Below are 15,801 nucleotides of genomic sequence, written 5' to 3' on the forward strand. Positions count from 1 at the left end.
CAGGTGCTGTTCACCTCAAGACGCTCAGGGCCGCTGCGCTCCTTGCTACACAACGGCCGCCTTGCGCACGTCCCCGTTACCTGCCGCATCCCCCCGACACGCCTCGTTCAGCGACAAGCTCTTGGTCTCCGGCGCCCAGGCCATCGACACCAGGGCGCCGAACAACAGGATCCCGCCGAGTATCGCCATGGTCGGGTTCAGTCCGATGCCGGCCACGCTCACCGGCAGCAGGAAGGTACTCACCGCCGACCCCAGTCGGCTGGCTGCAGTGGCCAGGCCGATGCCGCTGGCGCGCACCTCGGTGGGGAAGCTTTCGGCCGGGTACACGCCGACTAGGTTGCTCACCGCCGACAGCACCAGGGTGAACAGGCCGAACAGCGCGACCATCGCCCAGGCCATGCTGCCGGGCATCAGCACCAGCAGGAACAGCGCTGCCGCCAGGACCAGGAAGCTGTTGATGAGAAATCCGCGGCGGCTGAACTTCACCGTGCACCAGATTCCCAGCAGTGCGCCGACGATCAGCAGGGCGTTGAGCATCATCTCGGTGCCCAAACCCTCGGCCAACCCCATCTTGCGCAGGATCGACGGCAGGAAGGTATAGATGGCGAAGTAGGGCATGACGATGCAGATGAAGAACAGGCAGTTGAACGCCGTACGCTTGCGGTATTCGCGGCTGAACAGTGCGCCGAAGCCGGCCTGGCTCGGCCGGGCGATCTCGTCGTCGAGCACCACGTGCGGCCCCAGGTGCTTGTGCACGATGGCGCGGGCCTCCTCGGCCCGGCCCTGATGCACCAGCCAGCGTGGCGACTCGGGGGTGCCGATGCGGGCGATGAGGATCAACGCCGCCGGGATCGCCGAGGAGGCCAGCATCCAGCGCCAGGCGTCGTCGCCCATTGGCAGCAGAGCGGTACCGACGAAGGTTGCGGCGACGTAGCCGAAGGTCCAGATCACGCTGAACGAGCCGAGCAGCACGCCGCGGTGCTTGCGTGGCGAGAACTCGGCGAGCATGGCGTGGCCGACGCTGAAGTCGCCGCCCAGGCCGATGCCGATCAGCACCCGGCAAAGAAACAGTTGCATCGCGCTCTCGACGAAGAACTGCATCACCGAGGCCAGGGTGATCAGCACGAAGCTGATCAGGAAGATCTTCTGCCGCCCCAGGCGGTCGGAGATCCAGCCGAAGAACAGGCTGCCGAAGAACAGCCCGAACAGCGCCGAGGCACCGATCAGGCCTTGCCAGAACGGGTTGAGCTGCATCTGCGGGTTGATCAGGGTGAAGGCGATACCGATCAGGCCCAGGATGTAGCCGTCGGTGAAGTGGGCGCCGAAGGTCAGGCCGGCGATCTTGATATGGAAGCGACCGATCGGTAGGTCATCGATCTTGACTGTCTGTCCCGTCATGTTGACACCTCGTTGTTCTTGTTGGGTCAGGGCCTTGCGGGGGCACCGCGCCCCGAGCGGGGCACGGTACGTGGGGGGACGTGTCGGGTCAGGTGTGCAGGCCGCCCATCAGCACGTACTTGATTTGCAGGTAGTCGTCCAGGCCGTACTTCGAGCCTTCGCGGCCCATGCCCGATGCCTTGATGCCGCCGAAGGGCGCGACCTCGGTGGAGATGATCCCTTCGTTGACGCCGACGATGCCGGCTTCCAGGCCTTCGGCCATGCGCCAGACGCGGCCAATGTCGCGGCTGTAGAAGTATGCCGACAGGCCGTAGGGCGTATCGTTGGCCAGGCGCAGTACCTCGGCTTCGTCCTTGAAGCGGGAGCACGCGGCCACCGGGCCGAACGTCTCCTCGCCGGCGATCAGCATGCCTGGCTGTGCATCGGCCAGCACGGTCGGCTCGTAGAAAGTGCCGCCCAGGGCGTGCCGGCGGCCGCCGCAGAGCAACCGCGCACCTTGCTCCAGAGCATCGCCCACGTGCTGCTCGACCTTGGCCAGCGCCGCCTGGTTGATCAGCGGGCCCTGATCGCTCTCGCCCTGCAATGCGTCGCCCACGCGCAGGGCCTGCACGGCTTCGACGAGCTTGGCGGTGAAGGCCTCGTAGACACCATCCTGCACGTAGAAGCGGTTCACGCACACGCAGGTTTGCCCGGTGTTGCGGAATTTCGAGGCCATGGCCCCGCGTACCGCAGCGTCCAGGTCGGCATCGTCGAAGACGATGAACGGGGCGTTGCCGCCCAGCTCCAGCGAGACTTTCTTCAAGGTGTCGGCGGCCTGGCGCATCAGCAGCTTGCCGGTGGCAGTGGAACCGGTGAACGACAGCTTGCGCACCACGCTCGAGGCCTGCAGCGCACCACCGATGGCTGGGGCGTCGCCGGAGACGATGTTGAACACGCCCGCCGGTACGCCGGCCCGTTCGGCCAGAACCGCCAGGGCGAAGGCCGACAGTGGGGTTTCCTCGGAGGGCTTGAGGATCATCGTGCAGCCAGCGGCCAGGGCTGGGCCGACCTTGCGGGTGACCATGGCCAGGGGGAAGTTCCATGGGGTGATCGCTGCCACTACGCCGATCGGCTCCTTGGCCACCAGTACCCGGGCGTCGGCCTTGGGCGAGGGGATCATGTCGCCATAGACGCGCCGGGCTTCCTCGGCGAACCATTCGAGAAAGCTTGCCGCGTAGGCCACTTCGCCCTTGGCCTCGGCCAGCGGCTTGCCTTGCTCGCGGCTGAGCAGGGTAGCCAGCGCGTCGCGTTGCTCGAGCATCAGTTCGGACCAGCGCCGCAGGATCACCGCGCGCTCCTTGGCCAGCTTGCCACGCCAGGCCGGCAGGGCACGTTCGGCGGCAGCGATGGCGGCATTGGTCTGCTCGGCACCACCACGCGCTACCTCGACGATGACCTGGCCGCTGGCGGGGTTGAACACCGGGTAGGTGGGGCCGCTTTCCAGCCACTGGCCGTCGATGTAGTGGCCGCTTTTGAGCAGTGCATTCATGCCACCGCCTCCTGGATCGCGAAAGCGCCACGCGGCGGACGTGTCACGCGCAGGATGCGCTTGCCAGCGGTGTAGTCGTTGATCAGGTCGCAGGGGGTGTAGTTACGTTCCAGCTCGTACAGGTCCTCGTCGTCCAGGTGCATTTCCAGGGCCGCCAGGGCGCTGTCGAACTGTGCGGTGGAGTCGGCACCGACCAGCATGCTGTCGACGCCTGGGTGGCGCAGCACCCAGGCCTGGGCCACCTGGGCGTTGGACACGCCGTGGCGCTGGGCGACGCGCTGTACCGAACGGGCGATCTCGAACGACACCTCGTCGCTGTACATCTGCTGGGTGAAGAAGTCGGTCTGGTTGCGGGTGGACTGCGCGTCGCCGGTCAGCAGGCCGCGTGCCAGCGGGCTGAACACCGACACGCCCAGGCCCTGGTCGCGGCAGAACGGGATCATCTCGCGCTCTTCCTCGCGGTAGGCGCAGTTGAGCTGCAACTGCATGTTGATCGGTTTGGCCCAGCCGTGGCGCTCGCAGGCCAGAAGGATCTTCGCCAACTGCCCGGTGAGCATGGTCGAGACGCCGATGTAGCGGGCCTTGCCGGCGCGCACGATGTCATTGAGCGCTTCCATGGTCTCTTCGACCGGGGTGTTGATGTCGAAGAAGTGCAGCATGTACACGTCGAAGTAGTCCATGCCCGCGCGCTTGAGCGAGGCATCGATGCCGTCGAAGATGTGCTTGCGCGAATGGCCGCTGGCGTTGATGCCGCTGCGGGTGCCGTAGCCCACCTTGGTGGTGACCACGACGTCGTCGCGGCGCACCAGGCGCTTGAGGATGCGACCGACCACTTCCTCGCCGACGCCGGCGGAGTAGAAGTCGGCCAGGTCGATGAAATTGACCCCTTTGTCCAGGGCATGGCGGACGATCGGCTCGCTGGCCGCTTCATCGAAGATCCAGGGCTTCCACTGCGGGGTGCCCATGTTCATGGTGCCGAGGCACAGCTTGGAGACCTGCAGGCCCGAGTGGCCCAGACGGATGTATTGCATGGCGGGCACCTCAGGCTTTCGGGGTGTAGAAGGGGTTGGTGATCCGATCGACCACATCGGCCAGTTGCGCGCGCGCCGGCAGGCCCTGGAGGGCGGCGCGGATCGCGGTGCGGCAGGCGTTGTAGTTGTTCAGGTAGACGGCATCGAGGTCATCGCAGGCGGGGTTGACCCAGTTGGCGGTAACGATGGCCCACTCGTCCTCGGCCTCGGCCGGCAGGGTGCCGTCGAGCAGCGCCTCGGTCACGGCCTTGGCGATGCCGGCCTGGGATGCGCCCCAGGTGGCGTTGCCGTGCAGCTCGCCGTTGATCTCGGCCTTGTTCACGTACAGGGTCATCGGCTTGACCGGGATGTTCGGTTGGGCGATCACCATGAACGGGCAGTGACCCTGGCTGGGCGAGGCGAGGCTGTTGGCGAAGGCCTGGCCGGCCGGGCCGTTGCGCGGACCGAGCAGGATGTTGATGTGCGCGGCGTTGACGCCTGGGCCTTCGAAACCTTCACCGATATATAGGGCGAGTGGCTGCATGGGATACCTCGATCAATGGATGGAATGAACGAAACCTGGGGCAACGACGCAGCGTGCTGGCGCAAGGAGGGGCATGCGAGAACGTGGGGATGCAGGCATGGCGCGACGCTCGTTGTTGTTCTTGGGCGATGTCGCGGCCAGTTGTATCAGGCGGGGGAGAAGGAGCAGTAGGGAGAAGAAGTCAACGGGTTATGCGTGCAAGTCATAGGTCGGGAGGTCGCGTGCGCGCCATCGTCTGCAAAGCCTTGACTGATGCTCCGTTGACGTATCAGGCCGCCCGCTCCAGCACATCCAGCAAGTCGGCGAACGCCAGCGACAGCATGTGCCGCGGTGCCAGGTGCACCAACGGTATCGCGGCCTCGTGGGACTCTCGCATCTTGATCGAGCTGCCCAGGTACACCGGCAGCACCGGCAAGCCTTCGGCGCGCAACTGATCGACCAGGGTCTGGTGCAGGGCGGTGCGTCCGGCGAACTGGTTGACCACCACGCCCTCGACCTGGAGCGCCGTATTGTGGTCCTGGCGCAGCTCCTCCACCTCAGCCATGACGCTGCGCAGCGCCTGGTACGAAAAACGGTCGCAATCGAACGGGATCAACAGGCGTTCGGCCGCCACCAGGGCGCTGAAGGTGTAGAAATTCAACGCCGGCGGGGTATCGATGTAGATCCGTTCGTAGTCCTCGGCGAGCGCCACCAGCAGCTTGCGCAGCTTGTTGATCTTGAACTTGCTCTGCAGGCGTGTCTGCAGGTCGGTCAGGTCCGGGCTGGCGGTGATCAGGTGCAGGTTGTCGTAGCGGGTCTCGGTGATCGCCACGCGGCTCTTCTTGCCGGCCGCCGTGGCGCAGAGGGTCTGGCGGAAGAAGTCGGCGATGCCCGAGGGGATCGCGTCGCCGGCAAGCCCCGTGAGGTAGTAGGTGGCGTTGGCCTGGGGATCGAGGTCGACCAGCAGTGTCCGGTAACCTTCAGCGGCGCTGGCGGCGGCGAGGTTGCAGGCGATGCTGGACTTGCCGACGCCACCTTTCTGATTGAATACGACACGACGCATGGACAGTTCATCCCTGAATGGAAAATGTCAGAACAGGGACAATCCTATGAAGCAAAGATGACAGTATTAAGACAAGGCTTGTTACATCTACCGCGCGTCACACCGGCCTCTACGCCTCGCCAGGCGCGACCTTCACTCGGTTGCGTCCATCCTGCTTGGCCGCATACAGCGCCCGGTCCGCCCGGCTGAGCGTATCGGCCGGTGTATCCATGCCCGTCGCTTGCCAGTGGGCGATGCCCAGGGAAACGGTCACCGCACCTACCGGCTCGATGGGCGTGTCCTGCACGCACAGGCGCAGGCGCTGCGCCACGCTGGTGGCGACCTCCAGGCTGGCCCCCGGCAGCAGCATGAGGAACTCCTCGCCACCGGTGCGGCACAGGACGTCGCCCTCCCGGCAACAGCCGCGCATCAGCTCCGCCAAGCGGCGCAATACCTGGTCGCCGATATCGTGGCCGTGGCCATCGTTGATGCGCTTGAAATGATCGACATCCAGCACCACTGCGCAGAAGTCGCGCCCTTCGGCCTCCAACTGTGCCAGGCTGAGCTCCAGGCTGCGGCGGTTGCCCAGCCCTGTGAGCGGGTCGGTCTGGGCGTCCTGGCGCAGCCTGCCTATGCGCTCTTGCAGCAGGTTCAGGCCGAACAGCAAGGCGCGCTTGAGTTCGGCGGCCTCGAAATACCAGGCCCTGACCTGGTGCAGGTGCGCCGCGGTTCCGACCCTGTCCAGTGCCCGTGCGCCGGCGGCCAGTTGCCAGAGCGGGCGGGTGATGGCCAGGGCCAGCCACCACAGGGCCAGGCTGCCGGCCAGGGCGAGCGGCACGGAAATGTCGATGACATCGAGGATCAGCTGGCGCAGCGGGACCACGGTCTGTGCCAGGGGCTGTTGGGCCACCACGCCCCAACCGGTGCTTGGCACCGTGGCGAAGCCTGCGAGCATTTCCACGCCATCGCTGTTGACCACCTGCTGGGTGCCACTGTTTAGGGTGGCGAGCTGGTCGACCAGGATGTTGCCCTTGACCAGCGTACCGACGCGCTGGGCGTCCGGGTGATAGAGCAGGCGCCGGTTGCGATCGACCACATAGAGGTAGGAGCCGTCCTTGTAGAAGTGTTCGCCGAGCAGGCTGTTGAAGATGTTCTGTTCACGCAGGTACAGGCTGCCGCCCACATAGCCCAGGTACTTGCCGTGGCTGTCGAGGATCGGCTGCGACAAGGCCACCACCAGGTTGTCGGCCACCGAGAGGAAGGGCATGGACACCAGCGTCTGTCGCTCCCGCAGCGCCTCCAGTGCGCCGGGCGTCTGCAGGCGGGTGCCGAGCATCTTGCGCAGCGGTGCTGGCGAGATCGCCCGCAGCACACCCTGGGCATCGACCACGAATACCGAGTTGAAGACATTGCCCTGCTGCATCAGGCGTTCGGTTTCTGCCTGCAGCGCCATGGGTTCATCCAGTCGCTGCCCTTGCAGCTGGGCGCTGACGGCCAACTGCTGCAGCGTGCTGCCGAGGAAGGTCTCGGTGATCGACGCCAGTTTCGCCGCATAGACACGGTTGGCCTCCAGGGCGTGGTCGATCAGTAACTGGCGTTGTACCCGGTAGCTGGCGAAGTAGCTGGTCAGCAGCATCACCACGGCGGTGAGTGCGCAGAGAACGAGGATCAGCGTGCGCAGATCCAGGCGCAGGCCTTTCTTGGCGTGTGGCAATCCTGACCTCATCGATGGGGGAAGGGGATAACCTTACCTGTTATGAGGGATGGCGGCTATCGGTACAGCGCAGGGCTGCGCGCAGTGTCGTATCAGTCGCCGGTTGTCTCCAGCCCGGCCAGGTCTTCCTCTATCTGCTGCATGCGTTCCTGGGCCCGTGCCTGGGCCTTTTCATCGTTGGCGCTTTCACGCATCAGGCGGGTCAGTTTCTCGCTGAGCCGCTGGCCTTCCTCGGTTTCGTTCAGCGCCCTGGCCTTCACGGGGTCGCGGGTCGCTGCGACGATGGTGTCGAACTCGGCATCGTCGAAGTGCTTCTCGCTGTAGAGCTTGAACAGGTCCTGGCGCTGGTCCTGCACCGTCAGGTGCTTGCGCAGCACGCCCTCGATGGCCTCCTTGGAGAGTTGCGGGTGGGTCTTGGTCAGCAACGTGGCCATCCTGTCGATATTGTGATCGTAGGCCTCCTGCAAGGGCAGGTTGGCCAGGATCTGCTCTTCACGGGTGGGCTTCTGGTCGCAGGCGGCGAGAACGCCGAGCAAGAGCAAGGGCAGCAGTGTGCGAAGGCGTGGCATCGGGTGGCCTTGGGCGCGTGGTGGGAGGGGACCGCCTGGCACCATACCATCAATCGGGCGGCTCGTTCAGGCGATGGGCCTTGTGGCCTGCTGTCAGAATCCACCTGTCAGTGGATACTCGACGGCCAGGCGAATCTGGTCGGCATCCAACTCCGCCTGCGCGGTGTTGCCCCGGTGCACGTTGTGCCGCAACGAGAACGCCGTGCCCTTGGCCTTGCCGCCCTGTACCACGTATCGCGCCTCCAGGTCGCGCTCCCAGTGCTTGCCGCCCTTGCCGTAGCCCAGGTAGGCATAGCCTCCGTTGGGGTCGGCATGGCTGCCGTCGATGTCGAAGCCACGCACGTACAGGGCGCTCAGGTTCAGCCCTGGTATTCCGTAGGCGGCCATGTCCAGGTCGTACCGCGCCTGCCAGGACTTTTCATTGGGGGCGTTGAAATCGGACAGCTGCACGGCGTTGCCGATGAAGATCGCGCCACGGGTTACGTAGTCGAACGGGGTATCGCCATCCACCTGCTGCCAACCGAGGCTGAAGGTATGCGGCCCTTGGCGGTAGCGCGAGACCAGGCTCCAGGTGGTGTTGTCGATGCGCCCGGAGAGGGCCTTGCCGGTGTCGGTGGTGCGGTACAGGTTCAGGTCCAGGCTCAGGCTGCGTCGGTCATCCAGGGCATGGCTGAGGGTGCTGCCGAGGTAGTGCTGGTTCCAAGTGTCTGCGTAGCGCGAGGTGTAGAGGCTGGCACTGAATGCGGCGTCAGGGTTCCACACCGCGCCTGCGAGGTCGACGCTGTCGCCCTGGCGGGCATTGGAGTAGTTCACCACGAAGCCTTGGTCGTGGCTCGACGCATGGCGGTCGGTGCTTTCGTTGAAGTGTCCGGCCACCAGCTTGAGCGTGTCGATGTCGTTGCTGCTGAGGAAGAAACCGGTGGCGGTCTCGGGCAGCAGGCGGCTGTCGGAGGAACTGAACACCGGGGTCTTCACCCGTTGCTCGCCATAGGCCAGCACGGTGTTGGCTACGCGCAGCTTCACCGCTGCGCCACCGCGGCTGTATTCGTTCTTGGGGTGACCTTGGTTGTCCACGCCCAGCAGCCGGGCCTTGCCGGCGCGGCCGCCACCGCTGTCGAGTTGCACGCCGAAGTAGGCGTGGGCATCGACGCCGACTCCGACCAAGCCTTGGGTGAAGCCAGATTGAAAGGTGCCCATCAGGCCGTAGGCCCATTCCTCGGCCTTGCCGTTGCGTTCGGTGCGAGGTTTGTAGGCGTTGCGTGCGCTGCTGTTGCGTGCGCCATGGCGATAGTCGCGCTGGTCGAACACGCTGCGGTTGAGCAGGTGCCAGCTGCTGTCTTCGACAAAGCCTTTGGATTGGTATTGGGCGGAGTCGGCCAAGGCCAGCGGCGCACACAGGGCGCTGGCCAGAAGCGCAGGGACGGTGCGTCGCGGCATGGAGTGCTGCGAAAACAGGTGGATCGAGGCGTCGGGCATTCAGAAGTACTTGAGCCAGGCGATGTCGCGGCGACGGGATTTCAGGCGCGCGAACCCGCGCACTGGCAGGTACAGTGCCACGGCCAGCAGGATCGCGGTAAGCCATACCGCACCGATGCCGTCGAAGCCGAAGTAGTCGCCCTGGTTCAGGCCGAACAGGGCGACGCAGGCCAGGTACAGGAGCTTCAGCACATACAGGTGCAGCAGGTAGAAGAACATCGGCGCAGCACCGAACACCGCCAGCACACCGATCCAGCGCGCCTGGCCTGCGCGCTCGAAACCGCGCAGCAGGAGCAGCCCGAAGCCCAGGGTCAGGGCCAGGAACAGCAGCGACGGTGGGTACTTGGTGATGTTGAAGAAGCTCATCAGGGTCTGCACCAGGGTCGGGTAGACGCTCCAGGGCGCTTCGCCGTAGCCGTTGAGCAGGCGCAGCGCGATGAAACCGAGCAGGGCGAGGGCGCCGGCCAGCAGCAGGCGGTGCTGGCGCGTGCCGGCATCGCTGCCGCGGGCGAACCACGGGCCCAGGCCATAGCCCAGGGCGATCACGCCGATCCACGGCAGCACCGGGTAGGAAGTGCGCAGGCGAAGGGTTTCGGAGAACGCCAGCCAGCCACGGTCATGCAGGATGGCCCAGGGCACGTGCATCATCGACCCTTCGGCGACGTGCAGCCCATCGAGCAGGTTGTGCCCGGCGACGATGAGCGCGCCGATGGCGATCAACGCCGCGCGCGGCAGCCAGACCAGCAGCGACAGGGCGATCATGCTCAGGCCGATGGCCCAGATCACCTGCAGGTAGATCACGCTTGGCGGCAGTTGGAAGGTCCAGGCGAAGTTGACCAAGGTGAATTCCAGCGCCACGAGGAACAGGCCACGCTTGAACAGGAACGCCGAGACGTCGCCACGGCCCTGGTGCTTCTCGCCGTAGAGCCAGGCACTGAGGCCGGTCAACAGCACGAACACCGGCGCACACAGGTGGGCCAGGGTACGGCTGGCGAACAGGGCCGGCTCGGTGGCGTCGATGGCCATCGGATCGCTGACTTGGCGATGCAGGAAGAAGGTTTCGCGCACGTGGTCCAGCAGCATGAACAGGATGACCAGGCCGCGCAGGGCGTCGATGCTTTGCAGGCGCTGGGTGAGCAGGGTTGGGGTGGGGGAGGCGCTTGTCATGGGGGCAGGCAAGAGGGATTGTGAGATGAAATGTTATCTTATAACTATTTGTTGAGGTTCGATAGCGCTTTTTCAGGTGGGGGGCTGTGCGATGGGCTGCAAAGCAGCCCCAGTACCGCTCAATTGGAGAAAGCCGCTCAGGTCAGAAGCTGTAGTCGACCGTCGCGAAGTACGACCGTGGCGCGCCGAGCAGCCATTGCTCACCACTGTGGGCGGCCACCACATAGTCACGGTTGAACAGGTTGTTCAACTGCAGCCCCAGGCGCACGTCCGGCAGCACCTGCCAGCCGAGGTTGGCATCGACCACGGTGTAGCCGGGGACGCTCTGGCTGTTGGCGGTGTTGGCGTAGCGCTCGTCGACGTAGCGCAGGCCGATGCCGGCATCCACGGTCTGGCCGAAACCCTTGCTCAGCCACAGGTTGGCGGTACGGCGCGGCACGTTGGCCGGGCGGTTGCCGGCGCGGTCCTGGGGAACGCCGCCGACCCTTTCATCGAAGTCATCGTACTTGGCGCGTACCACGGCGGCGTTGGCCGATACCTGCCACTGGTTAGCCAGGGCCAGCTCCAGGGTCGCCTCCAGGCCGTCGGAGGTCTGTTGGCCGGCTTGCTGCTTCTCGTGGGTGACCGGGTCGTCCACCAGCAGCTTCTTCTTGACGATGTGGTAGGCCGCCAGAGTCCACTCGCCACGGCCGTCCCAGAAGCGTTGCTTGAGGCCCAGTTCGGTCTGCTTCGACTCGGTCAGGTCATAGTTCATCTGCGTCGGGTTGAGGCTGATGAGGTTGTTGACCCCGTCCTCGCTGGTGGAGTACTGGCCGTACAGCGACAGCTCGTCGGTCACCGCGAAGAGCAGGCCCGCGCGCCAGTTGCCGCCCTGCAGGCTGCGGTCGCTGCGGGTGTCGCTGACCAGGTTGTCCCGATCGATGTGGTTCTGGTCACGGCGTACACCGGTGACCAGCGACAGGCGATCGGTGAGCTGGGTGCGGTTCTCGGCGAACAGCGCGAAGGTGCGGGTGGTGGACAGGGTCTGTGGGCGCAGCGCCGATCGGCTGTGGAACCCGCCCGGTGCCGGCTGCCAGGGGTCGATGTAGTCGCCGCCCACGTCTTCGTACGGCGAGTTGTTGTCGACGTTGAAACGGATCCTGTTGTACTCGGCACCCACCACGGTCTTGCTGGCCAGGCCGAACAGACTGTGGTCGAAGGTGAAGCTCTGGCGGTCGCCGATCTGCTCCTGGTTGTGCTTGATCTCCAGGTAACTGCCGCGTTCGAGCTGGCCGCGGTCGGCATCCCAGGTGTAGTCCTCGGCGTTGCGCCAGTGCCGGCGGCTCTTGATGTAGTACAGCTGGTTGCTGGCGCTGAGGTGGTCGTTGATCGTCCAGTCGGTGTCGAGGCGGGTCCACTCGTCGTGATAGCGTTGGACGTCGTCGCGAATGTTGTAGTTCTTCTTGCGCAGGCTGTCGCGGTAGTGGCCGTCGATCAGCGGGGTGCCGAAGTAGTTCATCGGCTCGGCATCGCCGCGCTCGTGGGCGAGGGTGAAGCTCAGGTCGTCGCTGGCGTCGAAGCGCAGAGCGGCGCTGAGGGCCAGGTTGCGCGAGTCGCCGCGATCGACCCAGACGTTGCCTTGCTGCGTGTTCAGGGTGACCCGGTAGCTCAGGCGCTCGCTCAGGCTGCCACCGCTGTCCAGGCCGAGCTGTTGGCGGTCCCAGGAGCCGTAGCCCAGGCGCAGGTGGTTGCGGATTTCGCCGGCGAAGGGTTTTTTCGGGATGACGTTGATCACCGCGCCCGTGGCGCCTTCGCCATAGAGTACCGAGGCCGGGCCACGGATCACGTCGATGCGCTCGACCATCCACGGATCGACCGGGAAGCTCTGGGTACCGGCGCCGGTGTACAGGCGCGAGCCGTCGAACAGCGTCATCACCGAGCTGTGGCCGGTGAAGCCGCGGGCGGAGAGGGCGGTGCCGCCGTTGCCTGGGGTGCCGACCGAGGTGATGCCTGGCGAGCGGGTCACCGCGTCTTGCACGGTGAGGTTGTTACGCTGCTGGATCTGCCCGGCGCTGATGCTGCTGGTGCTGGCCGGGGTCTCCAGGGCGCTCAGGTTCAGGCGCGAACCGGCCCGGGTCGGCGTGGCCAGGTCGACGACCTGTTCGTCGCGGGTGTCGGTGATGGCCGTGGAGGGCAGGGCCAGTACTGGCCCGTCGTGTTCATCGGCCAGGGCCGGAAGGGAAACGGCCAGGCAGGCCGCCAGAGTATGAAGCTTGGAGATACGGGACATGTCGTTCCACTGTCGCAGGAATGAATGGATCCCGGTGGAAACAACGCATAGACGACCAAGCACGTACGCAGGCGCGCACGCGAAAACCGGCCTGCGCCCGCCCACCGCGGGTTGCCAACGAAAAGCTCCAGGCCGGTCTCCGGGCTTGCGAGGAGCATGAACCGTTCACCTTCCCATGCATGCGCACAGTGGTATGTCGAAGGGTTCGCTCGCCTACCGTTGCGGGGGCAGCGCCGGACTTGTCGTGGCAACGACGCACCGGCTTCCCGTTTCACCCTGCGCGCGGCGGCGCAGGACACCTGAAACTGGCGCGCATCTGACCACCGAACGGGTGGGGAGTCAATCGTTCGGATGCAGCTTGCGCTGGTCCAGGAGGGCGATCAGCGTCCGCGCCGACGCGATACCCTGGCCTCGATGTTCTTGCGCCCGATCAGCAGGGCGGGCTTCTCCACCACCGGCTCGTCCGCCAGCCACTTGTACATCACCAGGCAGTCCACCAGCCCCAGGCGAGCGTGCCGGTAGGCCTTGGGCAGGCGGCCGACGGTCTCGAAGCCGAGCTTGTGCCACAGCGCCACGGCCACCTCGTTGGTCGCCACCACCGAGTTGAACTGCAGGGCCAGGAAGCCCTCCTGGCGTGCCAGCTTTTGCGAGTGCTCGCACATCAGCCGCGCCACGCCACGGCCGCGGGCGGCCGGCGCGACCATGTAGCCGCAATTGCCCACGTGGGCGCCGGGGCCGGCGGCGTTGGCCTTGAGGTAGTACGAGCCGAGCAACTCGCCATGCGCCTCGGCCACCAGGGTTCGCAGGGGCAGCTCCAGCCAGAGCTGGCGGGCCTGCTCGACGCTGAGCCCGGGGTCGAAGGCATAGGTTTCGCGGGCCTGGACGATGGCCTGGAAGGTGGGCCAGAAGCGTTCGAAGTCTTCCGGGGTCATGGGACGGATGTGGATCATGGCGGCTCCTGCACGGGCTTGGCCGCCAAGTCTGGGTGGCCCGGCGCCGCCGCGCAAGGGCTGCGGCGCCGGAGGCGTTCAGTCGCTCGCCTTGCCGACCGCATCCAGGGCGCGGGCCGAGTAGACCAGCGCGGCACCGGCGTTCATCGCCACCGCCACGCCCAGCGCCTCGGCGATTTCCTCACGGGTGGCGCCGTGCCTGACGGCCTGCTGGGAGTGCACGGCGATGCAGCCGTCGCAGCGGGTAGTCACCGCCACGGCCAGGGAGATCAGCTCGCGGGTCTTGGCATCCAGGTGGTTGGTCTTGGCCCCGGCACCGCTGGCAGTCATGTAGCCGGCCACGGTATCGGGGGACAATTGCTTGAGATCGCCGATGCCGGCCATCAACTGCCTACGGTAGGCGTCCCAGTCCATCATGCTCATGGTTTTCACCTTGTTCGGTGGTGACAGGAGCTTTCAGGCTAGTCGAAGAACGAGGCTCTGGAGGGGCTGTGATGGCCAGGGCAGCGTCTTCGCTTCAGATGTAGATGAACACCAGCACCAGCGCCGCGACCACCGCCCACTTTTCCAGGTAGTAGCGGGTGCGGTTGCGCTTCTTCAGGGCCTTGCCGCGCTCGCGGATGCGGTAGATGCGGGTGAACAGGCGATTGATGCCGCCGGTCTTGTCGTTGGCGTCGTTGGGGGCCGCCGCGGCGGCCATGACGTTGCGGCTGAACCAGCGGTTGAAGGCGGTCGCCCAGCGGTACTTGAGCGGGCGCTCGACGTCGCAGAACAGGATGATGCGGTTGTGCTCGGTGGTGTTGGCGGCGTAGTGGATGTAGGTCTCGTCGAACACCACTGCCTCGCCGTCGCGCCAGGCGTACTTCTGGCCATCGACATCGATGTAGCAGCCGTCGTCGTTGGGCGTGTCCAGGCCCAGGTGGTAGCGGTAGGAGCCGGCATAGGGGTCACGGTGGCGCACCAGCTTGGCGCCTGGCGGCAGGGTGGCGAACATGGCCGCCTTGACCGAGCCGATACCCTGCAGCAACTCGGTGGTGCGTGGGCACAGCTTCATCGCCGAGGGGTGGCTCTCGCCATACCACTTCAGGTAGAAACGCTTCCAGCCGGTCTTGAAGAACGAATTGAATCCGACGTCGTCGTAGTTGTCGGATTTCTTGATCTCGCCCACGTGCAGCAGTTGCTGGGCCTCCTCGCGGATTTCCCGCCAGTGGTCCTTGAGCGGCTGCAGTTCGGGGAAGGACTCGACCGGCAGGTAGGGCTTGGCCGGGTGCTGGGAGAACAGGTACAGGAAGCTGTTGACCGGAGCCAGGAAGCTGGAGTGATCGCCCAGTTGGCGGGTCAGCTTGTGGCGAACCCGACCGCGCAAGTGAACATAGGCGATCGAGAGTGCGAAGATCAGGACGAGTGCGATTTTCATGAACGGATACTTGTCGAAATGGCCATGCGCCATGGCTTGAGCCCGCCAGCATAAACAATCGTGCCAGGCCTGTGCACCCGTCTTAAGTGGAAGGCGCAAACGTTTCATCCTGGTTCATCTGCCAGGTATCGAGGTGAGCGTACACTCGGGGCTGGCGCCCCACAGATCGAGGAGCATGCATGGCCCAGGATTCACGCCCCAGCGGCGCACCCTTCAAGCGCCTGTTCTTCGCCTTGCCGGTCAGCGATGCCCAGCGCCGTGCCATCGCCCAGTGGCGGCGCAGCCTGGGGCTGCGCAGCGGCAGGCCCGTACCGGCCGAGAACTTCCACCTGACCCTGCTGTTTCTGGGCGATGTGGATGCCGCGCGGTTGCCGGCCCTGTGCGCTGCGGTCGACAATCTCACGCGCCCGGACGCGCCTTTGCGCCTGCTGCTCGACCGCTTGCAGGTGTGGCAGCGCGCCGGTGTGCTGGTGCTCGAACCTGGGGAGACGCCACCGGCGCTGCGGCAACTGGTCTATGCCCTGCAACAGGCGGCGCTGCCGCTGGGCATTGCCGAGCAGGTCCGCGAGTATCGGCCACACCTGACGCTGTCGAGGGACTTCCGTGGCCAGCCGCCGGAAGCCGCGGCGGCACCGGCGTTCTTCCTCGCTGTCCGGCACTTCACCCTCTACGAGTCACGCAAGGGTCGCTACTGGCCGTTGGCCGAATGGTCGCTGACGGGCTAAGGCATGGGCAAGC

The 15,801-nt window shown here is 65.6% G+C and carries 14 protein-coding genes and 1 riboswitch; of the genes, 1 reads left to right on the top strand and 13 read right to left on the bottom strand.

The annotated features are described in order from the left end of the window. Window positions 1-45: 45 nt before the first annotated feature. From NJF35_RS15020 to lpxO, 13 genes are all read right to left on the bottom strand, one after another. Complete coding sequence (locus NJF35_RS15020; protein ID WP_225789669.1) at window positions 46-1,398, bottom strand: MFS transporter; 1,353 nt, start codon at window positions 1,396-1,398, stop codon at window positions 46-48. Window positions 1,399-1,486: 88 nt separating this feature from the next. After that, window positions 1,487-2,926 (bottom strand): NAD-dependent succinate-semialdehyde dehydrogenase, encoded by a 1,440-nt coding sequence (locus tag NJF35_RS15025; RefSeq protein ID WP_253091216.1) that lies wholly within the window; start codon window positions 2,924-2,926, stop codon window positions 1,487-1,489. After that, window positions 2,923-3,957: an aldo/keto reductase gene (locus NJF35_RS15030; protein ID WP_225789667.1), complete on the bottom strand. Its 1,035-nt coding sequence runs from the start codon at window positions 3,955-3,957 to the stop codon at window positions 2,923-2,925. Before NJF35_RS15030 ends, NJF35_RS15025 begins: the two co-directional genes overlap by 4 nt. Window positions 3,958-3,967: 10 nt before the next feature. After that, on the bottom strand, window positions 3,968-4,480 hold the full coding sequence (gene fae / locus NJF35_RS15035) for a formaldehyde-activating enzyme (protein ID WP_225789666.1): 513 nt from the start codon (window positions 4,478-4,480) through the stop codon (window positions 3,968-3,970). Window positions 4,481-4,748: 268 nt separating this feature from the next. Next, window positions 4,749-5,522, bottom strand: coding sequence for a ParA family protein (locus NJF35_RS15040; protein WP_253091217.1), 774 nt, complete (start codon window positions 5,520-5,522; stop codon window positions 4,749-4,751). Between the two features lie 109 nt (window positions 5,523-5,631). Then, window positions 5,632-7,215, bottom strand: coding sequence for a sensor domain-containing diguanylate cyclase (locus tag NJF35_RS15045; RefSeq protein WP_253091218.1), 1,584 nt, complete (start codon window positions 7,213-7,215; stop codon window positions 5,632-5,634). A 92-nt stretch (window positions 7,216-7,307) separates the two neighbouring features. Continuing rightward, window positions 7,308-7,784 (bottom strand): hypothetical protein, encoded by a 477-nt coding sequence (locus NJF35_RS15050; protein WP_253080322.1) that lies wholly within the window; start codon window positions 7,782-7,784, stop codon window positions 7,308-7,310. A 93-nt stretch (window positions 7,785-7,877) separates the two neighbouring features. Beyond that, window positions 7,878-9,221, bottom strand: a complete 1,344-nt coding sequence (locus NJF35_RS15055) for an OprD family porin (RefSeq protein WP_253091229.1) — start codon at window positions 9,219-9,221, stop codon at window positions 7,878-7,880. 39 nt (window positions 9,222-9,260) lie between these two features. Then, complete coding sequence (locus NJF35_RS15060; RefSeq protein WP_253080321.1) at window positions 9,261-10,427, bottom strand: DUF1624 domain-containing protein; 1,167 nt, start codon at window positions 10,425-10,427, stop codon at window positions 9,261-9,263. A 142-nt stretch (window positions 10,428-10,569) separates the two neighbouring features. Then, window positions 10,570-12,696 carry a TonB-dependent receptor gene (locus tag NJF35_RS15065; protein WP_253091219.1) on the bottom strand — a complete coding sequence of 709 codons (2,127 nt, stop codon included), beginning with the start codon at window positions 12,694-12,696 and terminating at the stop codon, window positions 10,570-10,572. A gap of 112 nt (window positions 12,697-12,808) precedes the next feature. Next, a riboswitch (cobalamin riboswitch) is annotated at window positions 12,809-13,014 on the bottom strand. Window positions 13,015-13,076: 62 nt separating this feature from the next. Next, complete coding sequence (locus NJF35_RS15070) at window positions 13,077-13,646, bottom strand: GNAT family N-acetyltransferase (RefSeq protein WP_225789660.1); 570 nt, start codon at window positions 13,644-13,646, stop codon at window positions 13,077-13,079. Between the two features lie 78 nt (window positions 13,647-13,724). Then, the gene (locus NJF35_RS15075) at window positions 13,725-14,069 is read right to left on the bottom strand and encodes a carboxymuconolactone decarboxylase family protein (protein WP_225789659.1); all 345 of its coding nucleotides are present in this window, start codon (window positions 14,067-14,069) and stop codon (window positions 13,725-13,727) included. Window positions 14,070-14,163: 94 nt separating this feature from the next. After that, the gene (lpxO, locus tag NJF35_RS15080; protein ID WP_225789658.1) at window positions 14,164-15,063 is read right to left on the bottom strand and encodes a lipid A hydroxylase LpxO; all 900 of its coding nucleotides are present in this window, start codon (window positions 15,061-15,063) and stop codon (window positions 14,164-14,166) included. Between the two features lie 179 nt (window positions 15,064-15,242). Here lpxO and thpR point away from each other — a divergent pair, with 179 nt between their 5' ends. Then, the gene (gene thpR, locus NJF35_RS15085; RefSeq protein ID WP_225789657.1) at window positions 15,243-15,788 is read left to right on the top strand and encodes an RNA 2',3'-cyclic phosphodiesterase; all 546 of its coding nucleotides are present in this window, start codon (window positions 15,243-15,245) and stop codon (window positions 15,786-15,788) included. Window positions 15,789-15,801: the final 13 nt, after the last annotated feature.

This window comes from Pseudomonas guariconensis, assembly GCF_024127895.1.
Lineage (GTDB): Bacteria > Pseudomonadota > Gammaproteobacteria > Pseudomonadales > Pseudomonadaceae > Aquipseudomonas > Aquipseudomonas guariconensis_B.

What these genes read in the sequence shown, in the direction of transcription:
- NJF35_RS15025 (WP_253091216.1), bottom strand. Translation starts at nt 2,926, where the DNA reads ATGAATGCACTGCTCAAAAGCGGCCACTACATCGACGGCCAGTGGCTG.
- NJF35_RS15040 (WP_253091217.1), bottom strand. Translation starts at nt 5,522, where the DNA reads ATGCGTCGTGTCGTATTCAATCAGAAAGGTGGCGTCGGCAAGTCCAGC.
- NJF35_RS15030 (WP_225789667.1), bottom strand. Translation starts at nt 3,957, where the DNA reads ATGCAATACATCCGTCTGGGCCACTCGGGCCTGCAGGTCTCCAAGCTG.
- thpR (WP_225789657.1), top strand. Translation starts at nt 15,243, where the DNA reads ATGGCCCAGGATTCACGCCCCAGCGGCGCACCCTTCAAGCGCCTGTTC.
- NJF35_RS15070 (WP_225789660.1), bottom strand. Translation starts at nt 13,646, where the DNA reads ATGATCCACATCCGTCCCATGACCCCGGAAGACTTCGAACGCTTCTGG.
- NJF35_RS15060 (WP_253080321.1), bottom strand. Translation starts at nt 10,427, where the DNA reads ATGACAAGCGCCTCCCCCACCCCAACCCTGCTCACCCAGCGCCTGCAA.
- NJF35_RS15075 (WP_225789659.1), bottom strand. Translation starts at nt 14,069, where the DNA reads ATGAGCATGATGGACTGGGACGCCTACCGTAGGCAGTTGATGGCCGGC.
- NJF35_RS15065 (WP_253091219.1), bottom strand. Translation starts at nt 12,696, where the DNA reads ATGTCCCGTATCTCCAAGCTTCATACTCTGGCGGCCTGCCTGGCCGTT.
- NJF35_RS15020 (WP_225789669.1), bottom strand. Translation starts at nt 1,398, where the DNA reads ATGACGGGACAGACAGTCAAGATCGATGACCTACCGATCGGTCGCTTC.
- lpxO (WP_225789658.1), bottom strand. Translation starts at nt 15,063, where the DNA reads ATGAAAATCGCACTCGTCCTGATCTTCGCACTCTCGATCGCCTATGTT.
- fae (WP_225789666.1), bottom strand. Translation starts at nt 4,480, where the DNA reads ATGCAGCCACTCGCCCTATATATCGGTGAAGGTTTCGAAGGCCCAGGC.
- NJF35_RS15055 (WP_253091229.1), bottom strand. Translation starts at nt 9,221, where the DNA reads ATGCCGCGACGCACCGTCCCTGCGCTTCTGGCCAGCGCCCTGTGTGCG.
- NJF35_RS15050 (WP_253080322.1), bottom strand. Translation starts at nt 7,784, where the DNA reads ATGCCACGCCTTCGCACACTGCTGCCCTTGCTCTTGCTCGGCGTTCTC.